Genomic DNA, 24,100 nt, shown 5'->3' on the forward strand with positions numbered 1-24,100 from the left:
AGGTGTACGTCAAATGGAGGCATACGGGGATGCATAAAACCATTTGAGCCTACAATAGTTGTTATTTTTTAGAAAATAGAAATCAACTCTGACATGAATATGCCGGAGAAAATGTAAGGGATAATCTGTAATGAGAGGAAGACTTACAGATTATTTACAGAACGAGATCCTTGCGGAATGTAAATGTGATTAACATCCAATTATTCTTTTTAGTTTGTGGCAAAGATATGGTTTTAACCTAAAAACACCATTGATTTTTCCTTGAAAAAATACTGTGGGACTGTATTTTAGCAAGAATCGTCAAATGAATAAACTGCATTTCGGCTGGAAGGGTATAAATTAAAGAGATTCTTAACCAATAATTATGTTTTTTTTGTATTTTTGCTACCCGCAATATAATTATGTGTAAAATGTGGCGAAGAACAATAACCTTTCTCTTAAGTCTTTTATCTATGGTGGTGGCGGAAGCCACTAATCATTATTTTAAGCATTTGGGAGTATCTGATGGATTATCTCAGGTGTGTATCCCATCAATTTATCAGGATGAGTTAGGGGCAGTCTGGCTGGGAACTACTGAGGGACTGAATAGATACAACGGTAAGGATGTAAAAGTATTCCAGCCTTCGGAAAGTAATCATGGACTGACTAATAATGAGATTAACGAATTATGTGGAGATAAGAACGGAAGAATGTATATTCGTTCGGGAAACGATCTGATTAAACTGGATATTTATACGGAGCAATTCACTTGTCTGCGACAGAAAGGTGTGTATGGACTGTTTTGTAAGAAAGATACACTTTGGGTGAGTTGTGCAGACGGCATTTATTATTATACGGGACAGGGTACAGAGCTGACGTTCTTTGCTCGTGTGCAGAAAGGTTTTGTGGGAAGAGCACTCTATGTAGACAGAGAGACTGTATGGGTGGTTACCAGAAAATACTTGGTCGCAATATCACGTGAAGACCCTCTTCGGCAAGAGATTTTACTTACCCTTGATAAGGGTAATTGTATTTTGGGTGATAGTTCCGGAAATATATGGGTGGGAGCCTGGAACGGATTATACCGTGTTTCTCCCGATCGGGAGACAACCGCTTATGTTAGTCATTCGGGAATGGGGGAATTATCCGATAATCAGGTCCGATGCGTGCTGGAAGATGATTTTAAGCATATTTGGGTAGGTACGTTCAAGGGAATCGATTGTTACGATCCGATTACTGATACGTGGAGTCATTATACGCGTTATGGAAGTTCTTCGAATTCTTTAAGCCATACTTCTATTCTCTCTCTTCATAAAGATATGCAAGGTAATATTTGGGTCGGGACTTATTATGGAGGAGTGAATGTATTCAATCCCGATAAGAATAATCATAGCTTTTATTGTGCCGAACCTTTACGTGAAGACTGCCTCAGCTTTCCGGTAGTCGGTAAAATGACTGAAGATAGTGCAGGAAATGTGTGGATCTGTACTGAAGGTGGAGGGCTGAATTGTTATCATGGGGATACTGGCGTTTTCTCCCGATATATGTATCAAAAAGGAGATCAAGGTACATTAGGGAGTAATAATGTCAAGTCGGTTTTTTATAGAAAGGAGAACAATCGATTGTATGCGGGGACTCATTTAGGAGGATTGTTCGTTCTGGATTTAAAATCGAACAAGGGACACACTCTCCATCATGTTACCGGTGACCCTGCCTCGTTGCCTCATGAGATTGTGAACGATATTCAGGAGTATAAGGATGGCATTGCGATGTTGACACAAGGTGGTCCGGTGTTTTTTGATCCGGTGACCGAGAAATTCTCACCGCTTACGGATGATCCGTCTGTCCAGAAATTGATCAGTCGGGAATATGCTTTTGAAACGTTTCTGATCGATAGCCGGCAGCGTATGTGGCTTGCTGTTGGTGGCGGAGGGATAGTGTGCGTCAATTTATCTTCTTCAAAAGTGACTCAATATTTGGCGGATAGCGAGAAAGACACGTTGACGGTAGGAAGATACAAAACCGTGCATATTTTTGAAGATAATAAAGGAGATATTTATTTTAGTACAATTGGTGCGGGGATATTCAAGTATCAGGAGAAACAGGATACTTTCAAGTCTTACGGAACTACCAATGGAGTACTTCCGAGTAATTATTGTTATTATATCTGCGAGTCTGCCAGGGATAATTGTCTGCTTGTTTTGCATGGGAAAGGGCTTTCTATCTTTGATCGTGAAAAAGAGGTTACAGAAGAGACTTATCACTTGTTTCGTCAGACTTATAATTTGGGGTCCGCTTTATATCGAAGCAAAAATGGGATTATTTATATCAGTGGTACCAATGGATTGGCTATGTTTCAAGAGCGGTCCTTTTATGAATCTCAGGTCAAAAGCTTCTTGAATTTTGATAAATTGTTTATTTTCAATGACGAAATAGCTCCTGGTGATGAGTCCGGCATCCTGACTGAGATATTGGCGAAAACGTCGGATATCTTTTTAAGCTATCAGCAGAATAACGTAACAGTGGAATTTGCTACTTTTAATTATAATAGTGACCGTAATCGTTTGTTTGAATATTATCTGGATGGCTTCGATAAGGTGTGGACCCAGACTTCGGGCACTACGGTTACTTACACCAATCTGCCTCCCGGAGACTATACGCTCAAAGTCCGTTCGATGGAAAATAAGGAGAGTTTGAAAGATGCAATCTGCTTGAATATACATGTTTCCGCTCCTTTTTATGCTACCATATGGGCATATCTGTTTTATGTCCTTTGTCTGACTGCATTGATGGTCGCATTTGTTCGTTTTAAAACACGGCAGGCGGCTCTGAGGTCTTCATTGGAGTTTGAGCGAAAAGAAAAAGAGAGGATTGAAGAACTCAATCAGGTAAAATTGCGCTTCTTTACTAATATTTCTCATGAATTTCGTACTCCATTAACGCTTATTCTGGGGCAAATTGAAGTATTGATGCAAATGGATTTGGGCACAACCGTTTATAATCGTATTCAGCGTATATATAAAAACGCCTGGCATATGCGGAATTTGATCTCCGAGTTGCTCGATTTTCGCAAACAGGAGCAGGGTTATTTGAAACTCAGGGTCGAAGAACAGAATTTGGTTACTTTTACTCGTCAGATTTATATGTGTTTTTATGAATATGCACAAAAAAAGGAGATCACATATCGCTTTGATTCTGTAGAAGAAACGATTTCTGTCTGGTTTGACCCAATACAGTTACAGAAAGTGATTTTTAATTTATTGTCGAATGCTTTTAAGTATACATCCAATAAGGGAAATATAACTGTAGAAGTAAGGAAAGTTGCTTCACAGGCCGTAGTTTCAGTGTGTGATACGGGTATTGGGATTCCGGTTGAACATATTTCGAAGATATTCGACCGGTTCTATCAGACGGAGAATGCCTCTTCTTCCTCCTCTTTTACTTTGGGGACAGGCATCGGATTGGCGTTGGCAAAAGGAATTATGAATATGCATCATGGAAAGATTGAGGTAGAAAGTACTGTTGGTGAGGGTACTAAGTTTATCTTGTCTCTGCCTTTAGGAAACCGACATTTCAGTGATGAAGAGATGGCTGTGACGGAAGGTCGGGAGTCACTGATTATTCCGGAAACTTCTGTATCTTCTTATGGACAGTTGATGGCGGAAGAGATAAAAGAACCTGAATTGCAGAAAAATATAGATGAAGAAGATAAGCCTACGATTCTTTTGGTAGATGATAATACCGAACTATTGTCCATGCTGGAAGATATATTCTTACCGATGTATAATGTATATACTGCGTGTAATGGACGCGAAGGACTGGAGATGGCGCAACAGATACAACCGGACCTGATAGTAAGTGATGTGATTATGCCTGAGATGTCAGGCAAGGACTTGTGTTATAAAATCAAGACTAATGTAGAGCTTTCTCATATTTCTGTCGTTCTGTTGACAGCACAGACTTCTGTGGAATATGTTGTAGAAGGTTTGATGTTCGGAGCGGATGATTATATAACGAAGCCGTTCAATATAAAGGTATTGGTGGCCCGTTGCAATAACTTGATAAAAAACAAGAAACGTCTGATTGCACATTATGCGGGTAAGGTCATTACGGAATCTCCTGTAGCGGAAGCTATTAACGAGAAAGATAAAGAACTGCTGACGAAATGTGTAAATATTGTCAGGGAGAATTTTGAGAACCCTGATTTTGATGTTACTGCGCTTGCTTCAGAATTGTGTATGGGACGCAGCAAATTATATATGCAGTTTAAACAAATGACCGGGTTGACTCCGAATGAGTTCATCTTGAAAGTGAAGCTGGATGAAGCTATGTCTTTGCTGACAGAGCATCCGGAACTAAATATAACAGAGATTTCCGTTCGGCTCGGCTTTTCTTCTCCCCGTTATTTCAGCAAATCCTTTAAAGCCTTCTTCGGGATTGCTCCGCAAGGAGTCAGGAGTAAAAAGGAATAGCTGTGTCATTACCTGACTTCTCAAGTATTAATATCCGGCATATCAGCTATTAATATCCGACAATTCAGTTGTTAATACCTGATATGTCAGCTGTTAATACCTGACAAACCAGGTATTAATCCCCCCAATGTCTGCCTATAGGTTGCTATACGTTGGATAACATCATTTGTGCAGAAAAAGAAGGGCGATGTATCCAAATCTTCCATTATAGGTGACCAAATCTTCCATGTGGATGCAGAAATGTTCTTTTTGCAAAATTTGTGTTTATGGATGTCATATAGGTCTCCTATTTTTGCAATGCTTTCATTCTGTTTTAATACATAGAATCAAAGACAATAAAATAAGTATGAAAAACACAATAATTTATCGCATGAAAAGCAGATTAATAACATTACTCTTATTATTGATTACTGTCAGTTCTGTAACGTTTGCTCAAGAAGCAAAGAAGGAAATTCCTTTGAAATATGGAGCTACGAATGAAGGTAAACGGCAAGACCCTGCCATGCAGAAGTTCCGTGACAACCGTCTGGGTGCTTTCATCCACTGGGGACTGTATGCTATCCCCGGGGGAGAATGGAACGGAAAAGTATATGGCGGAGCTGCCGAATGGCTGAAAAGCTGGGCAAAAGTACCTGCTGATGAATGGCTGAAACTGATGGACCAATGGAACCCTACGAAATTCGATGCAAAGAAATGGGCAAAGATGGCCAAAGAAATGGGTACTAAGTATGTCAAGATTACAACGAAACATCATGAAGGTTTCTGTCTGTGGCCTAGTAAGTATACTAAATATACTGTAGCAAATACCCCGTATAAGCGTGATATATTAGGCGAGTTGGTGAAAGCCTATAATGACGAAGGAATTGATGTACACTTCTATTTCTCAGTGATGGACTGGAGTAATCCGGATTATCGTTATGATATAAAATCAAAAGAAGATAGCATCGCCTTCAGCCGTTTCCTTGAATTTACCGACAATCAACTGAAAGAACTGGCAACACGTTACCCGACCGTTAAAGATTTCTGGTTTGATGGTACGTGGGATGCCAGCATTAAAAAGAATGGTTGGTGGACAGCTCATGCAGAGCAAATGTTGAAGGAACTCGTTCCGGGTGTTGCCATCAATAGCCGCTTGCGTGCTGATGACAAAGGAAAGCGTCATTTTGATAGCAATGGTCGTCTGATGGGTGACTACGAATCCGGTTACGAACGCCGCTTGCCCGATCCGGTGAAAGATCTCAAAGTTACACAGTGGGACTGGGAAGCCTGTATGACTATACCCGAAAATCAATGGGGATATCACAAAGACTGGTCATTGAGCTATGTGAAAACTCCGATTGAGGTCATTGACCGCATTGTACACGCTGTTTCGATGGGTGGCAACATGGTTGTCAACTTCGGGCCTCAGGCAGATGGTGATTTCCGTCCCGAAGAGAAAGCAATGGCTACAGCGATTGGTAAGTGGATGAATCGTTACGGAAAAGCTGTTTATGCTTGCGATTATGCCGGATTTGAAAAACAAGACTGGGGATATTATACACATGGTAAAAACGATGAAGTTTATATGGTAGTATTCAATCAGCCTTATAGTGAACGGTTGATTGTAAAGACTCCGAAAGGCATTACAGTAGAAAAAGCCACTTTGCTGACTACCGGTGAAGATATCACTGTTGTTGAGACAACCCGCAATGAATATAACGTATCTGTTCCTAAAAAGAATCCGGGTGAACCTTATGTAATTCAGCTTAAAGTTCGTGCAGCCAAAGGAACAAAAAGTATTTATCGAGATGCTTTAACATAAATGATAAAGAAACGATTCTATGAAGTTTAAATATATACTCATTTTATCAGCGCTTATCGGGCAGATTCTTTCACTCTCTGCCCGGGAAGTGACCTCTTTCAATGAAGGATGGCTATTCAAACGCGGGCCTTTTTCACAGGACCCGGTGAAGGTCGCTGCTCAATGGAATGCGGACTGGGAAACTGTAAACTTGCCTCATACCTGGAACGCTAAAGATATGCAGGTAAAAGCTGATGCTTTCTATGAAGGAGTTGGTTATTACAGGAAAACACAATTCTTTGGCAATGAGTTGAAAGGGAAGCGTGTATTTCTTCGCTTTGAAGGTGTGGGCGCCAACACAGAAGTGTATGTCAACGGTAAACTTGTCGGAATGCACCGGGGAGCATACAGCGCCTTTGCTTTTGAAATTGGAACCGCATTGAAACTGGGAGCTGAGAATGAGATAATGGTAAAGGCGGATAATGCTTCACGTCCTGATGTGATTCCGGTAAATCACAATCTTTTTGGGGTTTACGGAGGTATCTATCGTCCGGTATGGCTGATTATTACTGAACAGAATAACATTACAGTTACCGATTGTGCCTCTCCGGGTGTATATATTACTCAAAGGAATGTATCGAAACGCTCTGCCGATATCACAGTGAAAGTGAAGCTGGACAATGGAAGTCTTACTCCTGCTGACTTGGTACTCGAAAATACCATTTATACGCAGAATGGCAAGAAGGTCACTTCCCATCGCCTTCCTTTGGTACTCACTCCGCAGGGAACACAGACTTACATTTCTACCTTCAAACTGAATAAACCGCATCTGTGGCAGGGACGTAAGGACCCTTATTTATATAAGGTTATTTCCCGCTTACTGGCGGACGGAAAAGTAATTGATGAGGTGGTACAGCCATTGGGTGTTCGTAGATATGAGATTGTGCCAGGCAAAGGTTTCTACTTGAATGGTGAGAAATACCCGATGTATGGGGTAACCCGTCATCAGGATTGGTGGGGATTGGGTAGTGCGCTTACCAACAAAGAACATGATTTCGACTTGGCTCAGATTATGGATATCGGAGCGACTACTGTCCGTTTCGCCCACTATCAACAGTCGGATTACCTGTATTCCCGTTGCGATTCTTTGGGATTGGTCATCTGGGCAGAGATTCCTTTTGTGAATCGGGTGACAGGATATGAAGCCGAAAATGCACAGTCTCAGCTTCGTGAACTGATTCGTCAAAGTTTCAATCACCCTTCCATTTATGTATGGGGATTGCACAATGAAGTATACCAGCCCCACGAATATACGGCAGGACTGACACAGACTCTGCATAATCTGGCCAAGACAGAGGATCCTGACCGCTACACTGTATCTGTAAATGGTTATGGCCATGCAGAGCATCCGGTCAATCAAAATGCGGATATTCAGGGAATGAACCGCTACTTCGGATGGTATGAGAAAAAGTTGCAGGATATCGAGCCTTGGGTAAAAGGGCTGGAGGAGAAATACCCGTGGCAGAAACTGATGTTGACGGAATATGGTGCTGATGCAAATCTGGACCATCAGACAGAATATCTGGGTGATGCTCTGAACTGGGGAAAGTCTTTCTATCCGGAAACTTTTCAGACCAAGACGCATGAATACCAATGGAGTGTCATTGCAAAGCATCCCTATATCATCGCTTCTTATCTTTGGAATATGTTTGACTTTGGTGTACCGATGTGGAGCCGTGGCGGTGTACCTGCCCGTAACTTGAAGGGGTTGATCACTTTTGACCGGAAAATCAAAAAGGACTCCTATTACTGGTATAAAGCTAACTGGAGTAAAGATCCCGTACTCTACCTGACCCAGCGTCGCAACATCGACCGCGAACGAAAATATACTTCCGTCACTGTTTATTCTAACATAGGTACACCGCAAGTGTATCTTAATGGAAAAGAACTGACGGGTATACGCCAAGGCTACACGGATGTGCACTATGTCTTGGATGATGTAACCTTGGAACAAGGTAAGAATACAATTAAAACCGTTGCAACATATAATGGAAAAGAATACACTGACGAGATTGAATGGAACTATACCGGCGAAAAGAAGCGAAGTGCCGATTGGAGTGAAAACAAAGAAGAGCACGCAGGTTGGTAATCGGATACGTTTCTGTATGTAATCTGAAAAATGTTGAATCTAAAATATAAAAGCCTATGAATGAAATGAGAAAGAATCTCTTTTAAATGGAAAACAAGTATTTATCATTAACTAATCTAATAATTTATGAAAATTGAAAAGTTTTATTTGTTTCTGCTAGCTTGCTTTGTCGCGATAGGAGCATATTCGCAAGATGGGCAACAGAAAATGACTGGTGATGAAAAGAGTCAGCAGCAAAGTGATGCAAAAGTTAAGATTACCGGGCAGGTCTTTGATGAGAGCGGTGAAGGAATACCTGGAGCGAATGTTACTCTTAAAAGTAATCCCACCAGTGGAACTGTCACAGATCTGGATGGTAAGTTTATTTTGATGGCTTCTCCTCAAAAGGATGTGCTGGTAGTCAGCTTTATTGGATATAACACACAAGAATTTCCACTGAAAGGGAAAACAAACGTTACCATCCAACTCTCACAAAACGTAAATGAACTGGATGCAGTGGAAATTGTGGCATTCGGAACACAAAAGAAGGAGAGTGTGATTGGTTCTATCACTACACTTTCGCCAAAGAGCCTGAGAGTGCCGAGCAGTAATATGACAACTGCATTGGCAGGTCAGGTAGCCGGTATTATTTCTTATCAGACATCAGGAGAGCCGGGGGATGATGATGCTAGTTTCTTTGTACGTGGTATCGCATCTTTTGGATTTAACACCAGTCCTTTGATTCTGATTGATAACATTGAATCTACAAGTACGGACTTAGGGCGTTTGAATCCCGATGATATCGAAAGTTTTTCAATCATGAAAGATGCCATGGCAACGGCCCTTTACGGTTCGAGAGGAGCTAATGGCGTCGTTCTAGTAAAGACAAAAGAGGGAGAGAGAGGAAAAACTAAGTTTGATGTAAGAATAGAGGGAAGTAATTCTCGTCCGACCAGTAATATTGAGTTGGCAGACCCTGTCACTTACATGAAATTGCATAATGAAGCCATCTTAACACGTGATCCTTCCGCCCCTGTCATGTATAGTGATGATAAAATAGACAGAACCGTTCCGGGATCTGGTTCTATCATTTATCCTACAAATGACTGGAGAAGGCAACTAATGAAGAACTCGACCTGGAATGGAAGAGCCAACATGAGCATCAGTGGCGGAGGAAATTCGGCTACGTATTACGTGTCTCTGCGATATACCAAAGACCAGGGTTTGCTCAACGTAGACGGCAAGAACAACTTCAACAACAATATCAATCTTCAGACTTATCAGATGAGGGCTAATGTCAACATCAATGTGACAAAAACGACCCAGGTAAGAGTAAACTTAAGTGGAATCTTTGACACTTATGAAGGCCCTATTTATTCAGGATCAGAAGTTTACGGAATGGTCATGAAGTCCAATCCTGTACTTTTTCCCGCTGTATATCCTACCGATGAACAACATAAATATATCAAACACATTCTTTTTGGAAACAGCGATGACGGAAGTTATCTCAACCCCTATGCTGAACTGGTAAAAGGATATAAGGAATATGAGAATACGACTCTTCTTGCTACATTAGGTATTACACAGGACTTAAACTTTATCACCAAAGGTTTGAAATTTGAAGGTTTCTTCAACGTTTCTCGTAAGTCACATTATAAACAGACTAGACAATATAAGCCATATTACTATGCTTTAAGTTCTTATGATTTCATGACAGAGAAATATTCTATCGAAAACATCAATCCTGACTCCGGAACGGAATACCTTGATTTTAGTCCCGGTGACAAGACTGTCAACAATGTAATGACAATCGAAACGAGAACCAGTTATAATCAGACTTTCGGTGATCATTCCGTAGGTGGTCTTATCGTTACTCAGTATATCGACAGTAAGAATCCAAACTACAAAACTTTGCAGGAGAGCTTGCCTTCAAGAAATATGGGTGTGTCGGGACGTTTTACTTATGCCTATAGTGACCGCTATTTCACGGAGTTCAATTTTGGATACAATGCTTCCGAACGCTTTGATAAGAAACACAGATGGGGATTCTTTCCGTCCGTCGGTGGTGGCTGGATGATTTCGAACGAACCATTCTTCCAACCGCTCAGTTCAAAAATTACGAAATTGAAACTAAGAGCCTCATACGGTTTGGTGGGAAATGATAAGATTGGCAGAGTCGATGAACGTTTCTTATATCTGTCTAATGTGAATATGAATGCAGGTGGAGCATCTTTCGGGTATGAAAACAAATATAGCAGACCGGGCGTAAATGTTTCACGTTATGCTAATCCTGCCATTGGATGGGAAAAATCCCGTAAAGCTAATTTCGCATTGGAAGCTTCTTTCTACGGATTTGACCTGATAGCTGAATATTTCACAGAACATCGTACTGACATATTACAGAAAAGAGCCAGTATTCCGGCCGTAATGGGATATCAGGAAGCCGTATATGCTAACATTGGCGAGACCAAAGGACACGGTGTGGATCTTGATTTGAAATATCAAAAGAGCCTTAACAAAAACGCTTTCTTGATAGTACGCGGAAACTTAACCTATGCGCATAGTGAATATCTGAAATATGAAGATAACACGTATGATAAGGAATGGTGGAAATACAAAATAGGCTACTCGCCCAACCAGAAGTGGGGATACATTGCGGAAGGGCTATTTATAGACGATGCGGAAGTGGCCAACTCTCCTGTACAGTTTGGTGATTATAAAGCCGGAGATATCAAATACCGGGATATGAATGGAGATGGAGTAATTAATTCATTGGATCAAGTTCCTATTGGACATCCGACTAGTCCGGAAATCAACTATGGCTTTGGATCAACATTTAGCTATAAAGGTTTTGACATCAATTTCCAGTTCCACGGCTCGGCGCAGTCTTCTTTCTGGATTGATTATGATAAGATGTCTCCATTCTTTAAAGATCCGGATATGAAGCAGAAAACTAATAATCAACTAGTGAAATTTATTGCAAATAGCTATTGGTCGGAAAGTAACCGCAATCGTTATGCAACATGGCCCAGATTGTCAACCACTTCTGTTGCCAACAATAAAGAACTGAGTACATGGTTCATGAGAGACGGTTCCTTCTTACGACTGAAATTGGTTGAACTGGGATATACAGTACCTCAAAAAATTGTGAGCAAATGGGGTATGTCCAATCTGAGGCTCTATATGTCTTCTACCAATCTTTTTGTTTTGAGTAAGTTCAAGGATTGGGATGTGGAATTGGCAGGTAATGGTCTTAATTATCCGTTACAACGTGTATTCAATATTGGTGTAAATGTAAGTTTCTAAAAAGAATGGTTATGAAAAAAATCAAAATATGTATATTGTCATGTTTGTCGGTGTTTATATTGACATCATGTGAACTGAATATCGTCCCGGATAACATACCGACCATTGAAGACCATGCTTTCGCCTTGAGAAAAGAAGCGGAAAAAGTCTTGTTTACTTGCTACAGGTATATGCCTAGTGACGGAAGTCTCAAAAATAATGTAGCTTTGCTTGGTGCCGGTGATTTTTGTATTTCCGATGTTTTCCGGAGCTATTTGGGAACCAGCGCCTGGTATATAGCCCAAGGATTGCAAAAGTCCGATTCACCATATTGTGCTCAATGGGGACATTTATATGAGGGAATTGCTTATTGTAATATTCTGATTGAGAATATACATACTACACCGGATATGGATGATAGCGAGAAAAACAGATGGATCGGTGAAGTGGAATTTTTGAAAGCTTATTATCATTTCTATCTGATCAGGATGTATGGACCGATTCCTATTATGGATCGATATGTTCCGGTAAGTAGTAGTACGGAGGAAATGCATCCTTATCGGGAGACATTGGACAGTTGTTTCAATTATGTGACAGAAACTTTGGACAAGGTGATTGCTAATCCGGATGTTCCGGCTAAAATAGAGAATGAAGCTGAAGAACTGGGACGAGTGACCGTAGGTATGGCTAAAGCATTGAAAGCGAAAGTTCTGGTAACCGCTGCAAGTCCATTGTTCAATGGAAATATGGATTATGAAGTAATTGCAGATAATAGAGGTGTGAAAATCTTTAATCCGGTTAAAACGGAAGAGGAGAAGAAGCAGAAATGGGTAAAGGCTGCCGAAGCGTGTAAAGAAGCCATTACTTATCTCGAAGATTTGGGATTCGGTTTATATTATTTTGATGATCCCACTGTGGTCATGACAGAGTCCGACAAGCTGATGATGAATCTGCGAGGTGCTGTCACTGAGAAGTGGAACAAAGAAGTGGTATGGGCAAACTCTCAGTCATGGGTCGGTTCGGGTTCTTATGACAACTATCAGATACAGGCAATGCCGCGTGACTTGGTTCCCGGCAGAAATGCTAAGAATGCTACGAACAGAACCAATCTGGGTGTTTCTCTTGGACTGACTAACTCATTTTATACTAAACATGGGGTTCCTATAGAAGAAGATAAGACATGGGATTATGCTAATAGATTTGAAGTGCAGGCTCCCACGCCGGTGGAAGCTGAGCCCGGATATGAGAATACTATTATGCTGAATTATAAAACGGGAACAGTCAAATTGAATCTGGAACGTGAACACAGATATTATGCCAGCTTAGGCTTTGACGGCGGTATTTGGTTCGGACAAGGAAAGACGGGACTTTCGGGCTTGTATTCAGTGAATGCGCGTAAAGGAGGAAATGTGTCTCCCATTCCGGCAGATCACTCTCAGAACCTGACTGGTATTTGGCCTAAGAAAGTGGTTAACTACAAGACGGTCATGTCCGATGCGGCTTCCGGATTTACATCGGTCACTTATCCGTTCCCTGTTATCCGTATGGCTGATTTGTATTTGATGTATGCCGAAGCTTTAAATGAAAAAGGAGAGGATTATGCTACGGTATTGCCATGGATCGATATGGTGAGAGAACGTTCGGGACTTAAAGGCGTAAAAGAAAGTTGGGACCAATATGTAGGAAACAGCAAGTATGCTACTCAGACTGGTCTACGACAAATCATCATGCAGGAGCGTCGTATTGAGTTAGCATTTGAAGGACATTATTTTTGGGATGTCCGTCGGTGGAAAACTGCGACAACAGAATTGACACAGCCATTGACCGGTTGGAAAGTCCGTTATGGAGAAACTGATGTAGATTATTATAGTGAGAACTTAGTGCTTGTCCGGGATTTCACTCCCAAAATGTATTTCTGGCCTATTGATATCGGTGAGTTGAGAAAAGATCCTAACTTAGTTCAAAATTATGGTTGGTAAGTAATTAAAGTGACATTTGATTTATGAAAAAGATAATATACAGTAGCCTTTTAGTACTAGCCATCACATTGCTGCCTAGTGCTTGCGATAACGATAGTGATATGAATTCTCCCCATGGAAGTACGACTCCGCCTGAACAGGTAGTATTGAATGGTGTCAAAAATCTGCCGGGAAAGTCTATAATCTATTTTACACAGCCCAGTGATAAGAATTTTCTTTATATGAAGGCTGTATATATGACAGAGATAGGAGAACGTTCGACCAATGCTTCGTATTTTGCCGACTCTGTAGTGGTGGAAGGATTTGAAAAAGCTGGTGAATATAATGTGAAGTTGTATTCTGTAAGTCCGGGTGAAGCCTATTCTGAACCTCTGGAAGTAAAAATAAATCCGGAAGAGCCACCTTATATCACTGCTTATAAGCAGATGGAAATAAAACCGGATTTTGCCGGTATCCGGATAAAGACATCCAACACCAGCAATGAGACTCTTACTTTTTATGTGTACCGGAAGGATGCTACAGGAAAATGGACGGAAGCTGGAGCTTTATATACCAAAAAGCAAGAGATTAATGAGCCCATACGTGGTATGGAAGCTGTTCCTTCAGAATTTAGTGTGGTGGTGAAGGATAGGTGGGGACATCTTTCTGAAAGTAAGGAGATATCTCTGACTCCATATTATGAAGAGGAAGTAGATAAGAAAAAAATGGGATACTTGGCTATTGGCGAATACAAAGGTTATCTGGCACCGAATGCTAATACCCCAAAGAATCTGTATGACGGAATTATTGGAAGCAATAATACTTTCATGACCCTCACAACAGCGGGATATGATTTTACCAAGCCGAGTTCGGTGACACTGGACTTAGGGAAGAAGTTTAAGCTCAGCCGTATGATTGTCTATGGAAGAAGGAATGGAACTGATTATTCATCTATATTTGACGGTCTGTATCCGAAAGAAATAGAAATTTGGGGACGAAATGATAATAATGTAACCAAGTTTGATCCGGAAAATGATGAAGGATGGGTACGGTTATATCAAGGAGTATTGCCCAGAGCCGACGGTTCTGTTATTCCGGCGGCTATTGTCCCGTTAACTGATGCTGATAAGGAACTGGCAAGAGACGGCAATGAACTCGAATTTTCCGTAGATCTGGATGCATATAGATATGTGACGTTTGTTTGTATCAAGAATTATAATGTAGGAACATCTCGTATCAATGTGGCAGAACTTACTTTCTTTGGAACACCGGAGGATAAAATAATACAGTAATTGCTATATAAAAGACAAATATTATGAAGAAATTTATATTTATATCAGTCAGCATCTTGATATTTTGTTCCATTATATCTTGCGAGTCAATGGATGCGACTTATAAGGACTTTGTTAAGGATGGTCCAATCATGTATCTTACACGATTATCGAAAGATTCAATAACCGTGCGTAATGGGTGGGAAAGAGTGTTGATTTCATTTCCGATAGTGAAAGACGGGAGATCTACAAAGATTGCTCTTGCATTGAATCAAAGTGATACTGTCAGATATGAGTTGGCCAAAAATAAGAGGACGGATATTCTTTTAGAGAATATGCGGGAGGGGTCTATCATTTTTTCCGCCTGGCTGGAAGATGATGAGTTGAATAAATCATTGGCTACAGACTTTACAGGAACCATTTATGGGGCACAGTACCAGAGCTATCTGTTAAATCGTTCCATTGTTTCTAAGAGTATGCAGAGTGGTAATCTGGTCATCAAATATTCCATGTTGCTGGACAGCACATTAGTGGCATCCAGGCTAACTTGGAACAAGGGAGGAGAAGAAACAACAAAAATTTCTTATTATAATAAGGAAGGACAGGACGTTTTAGAAGATTTTACAGGCGATTCTTTTATAATGGAAACCTTGTATGCTCCGCAGGAAAACGTATTGGATAAAATCTGGTCGAAACCTGTTAAATATACGAAGTAGCCTGAGTGGTCGGCCTGATTGTATTTTAAGGATGAGAAGGTGTGTCAAAAGTAACTAAGCTCTCCTCCTTCAAGAAGGGAATTTAGTTACTTTTGACATACCCCCTTATTCTCCAAATGATAAACATGCATATATGAAAATGATACATTATAAAATCATAATTCTATTATTGCTGGCATGGAGTCCTTGGGATTTGGTTTTACCTTGCCCCTCTATTTGTACGTCTGGCTTGCAGAATGATGATTTTGATATTCTAATGAAGAAGATTCGGGATGGGGTTGCAGAAAATCCGAATATTGATAAAGCTCTGGAGCTGTATGATGACGTCCAAGGATGTTTTATAGATATAGATTATGCCCGCCGGGATCGTACTAACTGGATGCCACTTATTCATGTGGATCGGTTGTATGACTTTGTATTTGCTTATACTCATCCAAAGAATTCCTATTATCAGAATGAAGATTTGTATCATAAGATAGTAAAGGGCTTGGAGTATTGGCAGCATCGTAATCCACATTGTAATAACTGGTGGTATAATCAGATTGCTGAGCCGCAGAAACTCGGTATTCTGCTTATTCAGATGCGTGTTGGTAAAAGGCAGATTCCGGAAGTATTGGAGACAAAGGTCTTGCAACGTATGCGGAAGGACGGCGGACATCCTGCCAGATGGACTGGAGCCAACCGGACGGATATTGCTTTACATTGGATTTATAGAGCTTGCCTTCAGAAGAATGATGTTGACTTGAAAACGGCTGTTGAGAATGTTTATAGTCCTCTATCATATACTGTGAAAGAAGGATTTCAGCATGACAACAGCTATTTTCAGCATGGCGTGCAGCTTTATATCGGTGGTTATGGAGACGAAATACTGAAAGGAGTAACACAGGTAGCTCTATATACTAAAGGAACGAAATATGCATTGGATGATGAGAGAATACAATTTCTGAGGCATTTTATGTGCGGCACTTATTATCAGGTTATACGTGGACAATACATGCTTTTCGATGTATTGGGAAGAGGAGTGAGCCGTAATAATGCTACCCAAAAGAGTCATGCCGCCTTGTTTGCCAAACGAATGCTGGAGCTCGACCCGGCACATATTGATGAATACAATGCGATTATAGCCAGATTGGAAGGCAAGAAGTCCGCCAACTATGGAATAAAGCCGTTACACACTCATTATTTCAGAGGAGACTATGCTCTTCATGTCCGTCCCCACTATACATTTGACGTTCGTATGGTTTCCAATCGTACCATGCGATGCGAATATGGGAATGGTGAAAATCTGAAAACCTATTTTATGTCCGACGGATGTACAAACATCGTGACCGAAGGGGACGAGTACGCCCGCATCTTTCCGGTATGGAACTGGAATCGTATTCCTGGAGTGACTGCTCCTCAACTGGATACCATTCCACGAACTGTAATTGATTGGCAAACGAAGGGAACTTCCGTATTTGCAGGAGGAGTCTCTGATAGTCTTTATGGCGTATCTGTTTATTCATATCTTGATACCTATGCTGATATAAATACCGCAGCTAAAAAGTCCTGGTTCTTTTTCGATGATGAAATCATTTGTTTGGGAGCGGGGATTAATTCCACAGCCGGTGTGCCGGTATGTACTACTATCAATCAATGTTTGCTTTCGAAAAAGGAGGTCATATTGTCACAAAGTAAGAAGCAGTCGATGGTGAAAGAAGGAGATTTCGTCTATGATTCTCCCGAATGGGTATTGCACAATGGAATTGGTTATGTCTTTCCCGCCGGTGGAAATCTCTTTTTGAGCAAGAAGATACAGACGGGATCGTGGTACAGCATTAATCATACTGAATCTAAAAATGAGCAGCAGCAAGAGGTCTTTACTTTGGGATTTAATCATGGTTGTAATCCCCGGAATGCTACCTATGCCTATATCGTGGTGCCTGGGATTCATTCTGTCCGCAAGATGAATAACTACAGGAAGAGTCCCGTCGAAATTCTGGCGAATACGGATTCTATGCAGATAGTGAGGCATACGAAATTGGGAATATGGCAAATGGTATTTTATAAAGAGGGTACATTCCGTAACGGAGAGCTTTCTGTAAGTGTGGATAAAGCCTGTGCATTGATGATTAAGGATGGACACAGTGGTAATGCCGAACTGCATATTGCTGATCCTGGGCAGACACAATCTTGTATTAAAGTTGAATTGCTGATTCCTGAAATATCCAGCGAGCGAAAGACTGTTTTATGTGATTTTAGAAATACCGGTATCTATGCCGGTGCATCCAAAGCATATAAATTAAAAAATATATTATGAAGAAATTACTTTTGATTCTTTTTCTAAGCATAGCTTATTTATGCACGACACATGCACAATCGTTTACTAAACTCGAAGTGAAGCAATCGATGCGTAGGGTAGCCGATTGGCAGATCGGTCATTACAACAGAGCTGTTTATGGTGATCTCAACTGGGTGAATGCCACCTTTTTCCTGGGACTTGCTTATTGGGCAGAGATCGCCGAGAAGGACGATCAGGATGACTTCTATTATAAATGGCTGACCCGCTTGGGAAGTCGTAACTATTGGCAGGTAGATAAACGGATGTATCATGCAGATGATATTTGTATTGCTCAAACCTATCTGTATCTGTACGAAAAGTACAAGCAAAAGGACATGATTGTTCCCACTCTGGCGCGTACGGAGTGGGTGGTCGCCAATCCTCCTTCGGGTTCGTTTCAGTTGACTTACGGAGATGCCACGACATTAGAACACTGGACTTGGTGTGATGCTCTTTTCATGGCCCCCCCCGTTTATCTGAAACTCTATAATATCACTGGTGATAAGAAATTCATTCGCTTTATGGATAAAGAGTACAAAGCGACTTACGAGTTCCTGTTCGATAAAGAAGAAAATCTCTTCTACCGTGACCACCGTTATTTTGATATGAAAGAGAGTAATGGTGCCAAAGTCTTTTGGGGACGGGGCAATGGCTGGGTGCTTGGCGGACTGGTAGAAATGCTACGTGAACTGCCTGCCAAGAGCAAATATCGTCCGTTCTATCAGGAACTGTTTCAGAAACTCTGTTACCGCATCGCTAATTTACAGAGCAGCGACGGGTTCTGGCGTGCAAGTCTGCTCGATCCGGACGCTTATCCATCACCCGAAACAAGCTGTAGCGGTTTCTTCGTATATGCCCTTGCCTATGGACTGAACGAGGGACTTTTACCAAAGGAAAAGTTCCTGCCTGTAGTAGAGAAAGGATGGAAAGCACTGCTTTCTGCGGTAGAAGAAGACGGTAAACTAGGATATGTACAACCTATCGGTGCCGACCCAAAGAAAGTGACCCGCAATATGACAGAAGTATACGGACCGGGTGCTTTCCTGCTTGCCGGAACGGAAATGTATCGTATGGCAGAAGACGCTCCGAAACAGAATGCTACTATCCCGCAGAACCGTATTCAGGAAATTGCAGCTATGCTTCCCGATCGACCGCAGGGGATAGGAAGGTCTTATAAAGACCGAACTTTCTGGAATAAGATAAAAGAGAGTGACGACGCTAAACAACTTCTGGAAAAGGAAGCTCCTGCTTTGTTAAAGCAGGGGATGCCCCCTTTTGTCGATTCATTGTACTTGCATCTGAATAAGACGAATGTTCGTTTGCCCGGAGAGAATATGATGAATGCCCGTTATCAATATCTGTACAGGCTGACTTTGGCTGAATGCCTTGAAAATAAGAGGCGTTATGTCCCTGCCATCGAAAAAGCTCTGGTGGCTCTTTGCAGTCAGAAGCCTTGGTCTATTCCTGCCCACGACCGCGGTCTGAAGAATTATAAAGGAACGGATTATTATGTAGACTTGGTGGTTGCTACTGCCGGAAACGGTATTGCTCAGTGTGTTACCATGCTGGACGATCGTCTGTCGCCGGAGGTAAGGGCACGGGTGCAGTGTGCTTTCCGTGAGAAGGTTTTCCGTCCGGTCTACCGTTGTCTGGAAGAGACAAAACCATTTTGGTGGTTCACCGCTACCAATAACTGGAACTCTGTGTGTCTGGCGGGTGTTACCGGTGCGGCTCTTGCCTTGTTGCCCGATAAGGAGGAACGTGCTTACTTTGTTGCGGCAGCCGAAAAGTATAACGTGTATGGAATGAAGGGGTACGCTGACGACGGCTACTGTAGTGAAGGTGTAGGTTATTATAATTATGGTTTCCGTGCCTACATTCTGTTGCGTGAAGAAGTATACCGGGCAACGCAGGGAAAGATCGACTTCTTTCAGACTCCCAAGTTTGTCCGTATCGCCCGGTATGGGAAGAAGATACAGATGAATGAAGGAGTGTGCCCCGCCTATTCGGATTGTCGCATCGGTTTGTCACCGGACAGGTTTATTCTCAGTTACTGCGACCGGGCGCTGGGTGTTACTTCTGCAGAAGAACAGCCTGTTTTACCCAAAGGAAACAACTTGTCCCTTCACCTTCTCGAACTTTTCACAAGTCAGGTTGCAAAGGTTGGAATGACAGACGGAATCCGTCAGGTATTGCAGGAAGAGTCGGATGCTTTGCGCGCTTATTATGAGCAGGCAGGTATTTTGATTGCTCGTCCTGCCGGTGGAACTTCCTGTCGTCTGGCCATATCAGCCAAGGGCGGAACCAATGCGGAGAATCATAACCACAATGATGTCGGTTCTTATGCCGTAGCTTTGGGAAGTGAAACGATGGTTGGCGATCAGGGTGGTCCGAACTCCTATCCCGGAGATTATTTTAACGGAGACGCTCCTCAGAAATATAAGATAAAAGGATCATTCGGTCATCCGGTTCCTGTAGTAGACGGACGAGCACAGTCCTCGGGAGGGAAAGCGAAAGGTGTTGTGCTGCAGAAAGAATTTACGAACGAAAAAGATGTATTCAGTATTGACTATACCTCTGCTTATTCCACCCCCAATTTGGATAAGCTCATTCGTACTTTCGTTTACGACCGCCAGGGTGAAGGCAACTTTACAGTTGGCGATGAATTTACAGCGAAAACACCGATCCGATTCGAAACAGCCATAACGACACGAGCCGACTGGAAAATCCTGGACGATACACATCTTCTGCTGGCTACTGATTCCGAACAGATGATTGTAGCTATTGAGGCATCCGGTAAAGTGGCGTTTACTTCCGAAACGATTGAAGTGAACTCTCCAGCATATACACGTATCGGGATTGCATTGAAAAATCAGTCGAAGGAAGGATATATCCGATTGAAGATGTACACAAAATAAGTCTGTGTATTAGATATATGAAGTATTTATAGGGCATATATGCCCAGCGTGCAGGACATATATGTCCAACGTGCAGGAGATAGTTACCCTGCACATTGGCTATATATGTCCTACAATCAGATTATAGTTGCCCTGCAAACGGGGGAAGAAGGTACTATCTTTATCTTCTTGTTTTTATTCTTGCTACTTTCGCTTAAACTGTCTATTTTTGAGGCTGCATTTCCATACTTGAATACGAGTACCTCATTATTAATAGAATAAAACAATGAAAAACAGGTTTCTGATCATATGCACAGTTTTGTTTCTCTCCTCTTGTTTGGCGTATGGACAAGAGCAAGCATCTGTAACAAATGACTTTTCTGAAAATAAACAAGGTTGTATTCAGCATCCCTGGCAAGGCAAGAAAGTAGGATACATCGGAGATTCCATCACAGACCCGAATTGCTACGGTGATAATATAAAGAAGTACTGGGACTTTCTGAAAGAATGGCTGGGGATCACTCCTTTTGTTTACGGCATTAGTGGAAGGCAGTGGGATGATGTACCCCGTCAGGCGGAAAAGCTGAAGAAAGAACATGGCGGAGAAGTCGATGCTATCCTGGTTTTTATGGGGACAAACGATTATAATAGTAGTGTGCCTATCGGTGAGTGGTTTACGGAACAAGAAGAGCAAGTGCTGTCTGCTCACGGTGAGATGAAGAAGATGGTGACGCGGAAAAAGCGTACGCCTGTCATGACTCAAGACACTTATAGAGGTCGTATTAATATAGGAATCACTCAACTGAAGAAACTTTTCCCGGATAAGCAGATCGTTCTGCTGACTCCTTTGCATCGTTCGTTGGCTAACTTCGGCGATAAGAATGTCCAGCCGGATGAAAGCTATCAGAATGGTTGCGGAGAATATATAGATGCTTATGTGCAGGCTATTAAGGAGGCAGGAAATATATGGGGAATACCTGTCATAGACTTTAATGCAGTGACAGGTATGAATCCGATGGTTGAAGAGCAGCTTATTTATTTCTATGATGCCGGCTATGACCGTTTGCATCCCGACACCAAAGGGCAGGAGCGTATGGCACGCACTTTGATGTATCAGTTACTTGCACTGCCTGTCGCTTTTTAATTATTCAAATTTCCGCAGGACTTGACAAAGGCATTTTTTTGTTGTATATTTGCAGGAGTCATACAGGCAATAAAGTAACAACCCATTAAAAAATGAAACGAAATGCACCTTATCAATCATCTTAACCGAACCGAAAAAAATAGTGTAACATTATAACAAAATACAAAGGGGATCATATGCAAATCAGCATCTATGTGAACCGGTGATAAGCTTGAGGCTGCAACCTTTTATACGGTTTGCAGCCTTTTTTGTTGCATAAAATCAAGAAATACGTGCTTAAAAGGTGTATTGGAGTTTATAATAAATGGGGAGACCGTTTATAATAAACGATGCAACTATTTATTATAAACTCAACTGCGATTTTAGTATTGATGGTAAAAAGTTTTCTATATGTCAGAAGAACCCGTAGAGAGTTTTCTTTTATTTGACTTAGCAGACTGCGAATTATCGTAACATGGCAATCTTTTACTTTATTGCCCGATTTACCCCCTATATCTGCCCGATTTACCTCCCGTCTCATTGCGTTCTTCTCCTTATTTTGTGCATTAAATATTCTTATTCTTTTCAATGATGAAAGATGCTGCATGATATGCACGGCGGAGATGGAAAGTGTGTGGCTGTTCTGCGGGATGTTGTTTTGAAGAAAAATAGTACAATATTCCATGCTTGTTGTACTATTCTCTATAGGAATATAGATAGTTAATCGTAAATTTGTAATTTAATTGTGCCTTATATTTTTTATAAGAATTTATAGAAGAATATCATGAAATACTGGATGTTATTGTTTGCCTTTTTGTGGGTATCTTACGGAACGGGCATGGCCCGGAAAACCGAAAAAATAGTAAATAACGGAATTCCCTGGTTTGACGACAGGGGAGAGATTGTCAATGCCCACGGTGCCTGCATTGTGGAAGAGAATGGCAGATATTATCTTTTCGGGGAATATAAGTCGGACAAGAGCAATGCATTTCCGGGTTTCAGTTGTTATTCATCTGATGATTTGGTGAACTGGAAGTTCGAACGTGTTGTACTGCCGATGCAGTCAAGCGGAATTCTTGGCCCTGATCGTGTAGGCGAGCGTGTGAAAGTCATGAAATGCCCTTCTACCGGCGAGTATGTGATGTATATGCATGCAGACGATATGAACTATAAAGATCCCCATATCGGTTATGCTACCTGTAGCACTATAGCAGGTGAATATAAACTTCACGGACCTCTGTTGTATGAAGGTAAGCCTATTCGCCGCTGGGATATGGGGACTTATCAGGACACGGACGGTACCGGATATCTGCTGTTGCACGGAGGAATTGTCTATCGTTTGAGTAAGGACTACCGTACGGCAGAGGAAAAAGTGGTATCGGGAGTAGGTGGTTCTCACGGAGAGTCTCCGGCAATGTTTAAAAAGGACGGCACGTATTTCTTCTTGTTCTCCAATCTGACCAGTTGGGAGAAGAATGATAATTTCTACTTTACAGCCCCTTCCGTCAAAGGGCCGTGGACCAGACAAGGTTTGTTTGCTCCCGAAGGAAGCCTGACCTATAATTCACAGACCACTTTTGTGTTTCCTTTAAAGTGTGGCGAAGATACGATTCCTATGTTTATGGGCGATCGCTGGTCTTATCCGCATCAGGCTTCGGCTGCCACCTATGTGTGGATGCCTATGCAGGTGGATGGAACAAAGCTTTCTATTCCGGAATACTGGCCTTCCTGGGACGTTGATAAGTTGAAACCCGTAAATCCTCTGCGTAAAGGAAAAACCGTCGATTTAAAGAAGATAACGTTCAGTAAAGAAGCTGACTGGAAAGTGGAGGAAGGAAGAATATCTTCCAATGTAAAAGGAAGTACGCTGAGCATTCCTTTCACTGGCTCTTGTGTGGCTGTTATGGGTGAAACGAACTGTCATAGCGGATATGCGCGTATGAATATCCTTGATAAGAAAGGGGAGAAAATATATTCTTCACTGGTCGATTTCTATAGTAAGGCGAATGATCATGCAACGCGTTTTAAGACTCCCCAATTGGCTGAAGGGGAATATACGCTGGTGATTGAAGTTACGGGCATCAGCCCCACATGGACTGATAAAACGAAGAGAATCTATGGCAGCGACGATTGCTTTGTGACCATTACTGATATTGTAAAACTGTAATATT

The 24,100-nt window shown here is 41.7% G+C and carries 11 protein-coding genes; all 11 read left to right on the forward strand.

Going from position 1 to position 24,100, the window contains the following annotated elements; translation table 11 throughout:
• Nucleotides 1–410 precede the first annotated feature (410 nt).
• The 11 genes from HMPREF9007_RS11585 (at nt 411) to HMPREF9007_RS11530 (ending at nt 24,096) form a co-directional block, all read left to right on the forward strand.
• Entirely contained in the window at nt 411–4,451 is a 4,041-nt protein-coding gene (locus HMPREF9007_RS11585) for an ATP-binding protein (protein WP_008761816.1), read from the forward strand.
• Nucleotides 4,452–4,821: 370 nt separating this feature from the next.
• Nucleotides 4,822–6,252, forward strand: coding sequence for an alpha-L-fucosidase (locus HMPREF9007_RS11580; protein ID WP_008761818.1), 1,431 nt, complete (start codon nt 4,822–4,824; stop codon nt 6,250–6,252).
• 19 nt (nt 6,253–6,271) lie between these two features.
• The gene (locus HMPREF9007_RS11575) at nt 6,272–8,380 is read left to right on the forward strand and encodes a glycoside hydrolase family 2 TIM barrel-domain containing protein (protein ID WP_008761819.1); all 2,109 of its coding nucleotides are present in this window, start codon (nt 6,272–6,274) and stop codon (nt 8,378–8,380) included.
• 126 nt (nt 8,381–8,506) lie between these two features.
• Nucleotides 8,507–11,665: a TonB-dependent receptor gene (locus HMPREF9007_RS11570; RefSeq protein ID WP_008761820.1), complete on the forward strand. Its 3,159-nt coding sequence runs from the start codon at nt 8,507–8,509 to the stop codon at nt 11,663–11,665.
• An 11-nt stretch (nt 11,666–11,676) separates the two neighbouring features.
• Nucleotides 11,677–13,623 carry a RagB/SusD family nutrient uptake outer membrane protein gene (locus HMPREF9007_RS11565; protein ID WP_008761821.1) on the forward strand — a complete coding sequence of 649 codons (1,947 nt, stop codon included), beginning with the start codon at nt 11,677–11,679 and terminating at the stop codon, nt 13,621–13,623.
• 23 nt (nt 13,624–13,646) lie between these two features.
• On the forward strand, nt 13,647–14,894 hold the full coding sequence (locus HMPREF9007_RS11560) for a DUF5126 domain-containing protein (RefSeq protein WP_008761822.1): 1,248 nt from the start codon (nt 13,647–13,649) through the stop codon (nt 14,892–14,894).
• A 23-nt stretch (nt 14,895–14,917) separates the two neighbouring features.
• The gene (locus HMPREF9007_RS11555; RefSeq protein WP_008761823.1) at nt 14,918–15,589 is read left to right on the forward strand and encodes a DUF4998 domain-containing protein; all 672 of its coding nucleotides are present in this window, start codon (nt 14,918–14,920) and stop codon (nt 15,587–15,589) included.
• Nucleotides 15,590–15,728: 139 nt separating this feature from the next.
• On the forward strand, nt 15,729–17,888 hold the full coding sequence (locus HMPREF9007_RS11550; RefSeq protein WP_008761824.1) for a polysaccharide lyase 8 family protein: 2,160 nt from the start codon (nt 15,729–15,731) through the stop codon (nt 17,886–17,888).
• Nucleotides 17,885–20,827, forward strand: a complete 2,943-nt coding sequence (locus tag HMPREF9007_RS11545) for a glycoside hydrolase family 88 protein (RefSeq protein ID WP_008761825.1) — start codon at nt 17,885–17,887, stop codon at nt 20,825–20,827. The genes HMPREF9007_RS11550 and HMPREF9007_RS11545 overlap by 4 nt, the downstream gene beginning before the upstream one ends.
• A gap of 265 nt (nt 20,828–21,092) precedes the next feature.
• Nucleotides 21,093–21,950, forward strand: coding sequence for an SGNH/GDSL hydrolase family protein (locus tag HMPREF9007_RS11535; RefSeq protein WP_008761827.1), 858 nt, complete (start codon nt 21,093–21,095; stop codon nt 21,948–21,950).
• A 763-nt stretch (nt 21,951–22,713) separates the two neighbouring features.
• Nucleotides 22,714–24,096, forward strand: a complete 1,383-nt coding sequence (locus HMPREF9007_RS11530; RefSeq protein WP_008761828.1) for a family 43 glycosylhydrolase — start codon at nt 22,714–22,716, stop codon at nt 24,094–24,096.
• Nucleotides 24,097–24,100: the final 4 nt, after the last annotated feature.

This window comes from Bacteroides sp. 1_1_14 (genome assembly GCF_000162515.1).
Classification (GTDB): Bacteria; Bacteroidota; Bacteroidia; order Bacteroidales; family Bacteroidaceae; genus Bacteroides; species Bacteroides thetaiotaomicron.

What these genes read in the sequence shown, in the direction of transcription:
- HMPREF9007_RS11585 (WP_008761816.1), top strand. Translation starts at nt 411, where the DNA reads ATGTGGCGAAGAACAATAACCTTTCTCTTAAGTCTTTTATCTATGGTG.
- HMPREF9007_RS11580 (WP_008761818.1), top strand. Translation starts at nt 4,822, where the DNA reads ATGAAAAGCAGATTAATAACATTACTCTTATTATTGATTACTGTCAGT.
- HMPREF9007_RS11575 (WP_008761819.1), top strand. Translation starts at nt 6,272, where the DNA reads ATGAAGTTTAAATATATACTCATTTTATCAGCGCTTATCGGGCAGATT.
- HMPREF9007_RS11570 (WP_008761820.1), top strand. Translation starts at nt 8,507, where the DNA reads ATGAAAATTGAAAAGTTTTATTTGTTTCTGCTAGCTTGCTTTGTCGCG.
- HMPREF9007_RS11565 (WP_008761821.1), top strand. Translation starts at nt 11,677, where the DNA reads ATGAAAAAAATCAAAATATGTATATTGTCATGTTTGTCGGTGTTTATA.
- HMPREF9007_RS11560 (WP_008761822.1), top strand. Translation starts at nt 13,647, where the DNA reads ATGAAAAAGATAATATACAGTAGCCTTTTAGTACTAGCCATCACATTG.
- HMPREF9007_RS11555 (WP_008761823.1), top strand. Translation starts at nt 14,918, where the DNA reads ATGAAGAAATTTATATTTATATCAGTCAGCATCTTGATATTTTGTTCC.
- HMPREF9007_RS11550 (WP_008761824.1), top strand. Translation starts at nt 15,729, where the DNA reads ATGATACATTATAAAATCATAATTCTATTATTGCTGGCATGGAGTCCT.
- HMPREF9007_RS11545 (WP_008761825.1), top strand. Translation starts at nt 17,885, where the DNA reads ATGAAGAAATTACTTTTGATTCTTTTTCTAAGCATAGCTTATTTATGC.
- HMPREF9007_RS11535 (WP_008761827.1), top strand. Translation starts at nt 21,093, where the DNA reads ATGAAAAACAGGTTTCTGATCATATGCACAGTTTTGTTTCTCTCCTCT.
- HMPREF9007_RS11530 (WP_008761828.1), top strand. Translation starts at nt 22,714, where the DNA reads ATGAAATACTGGATGTTATTGTTTGCCTTTTTGTGGGTATCTTACGGA.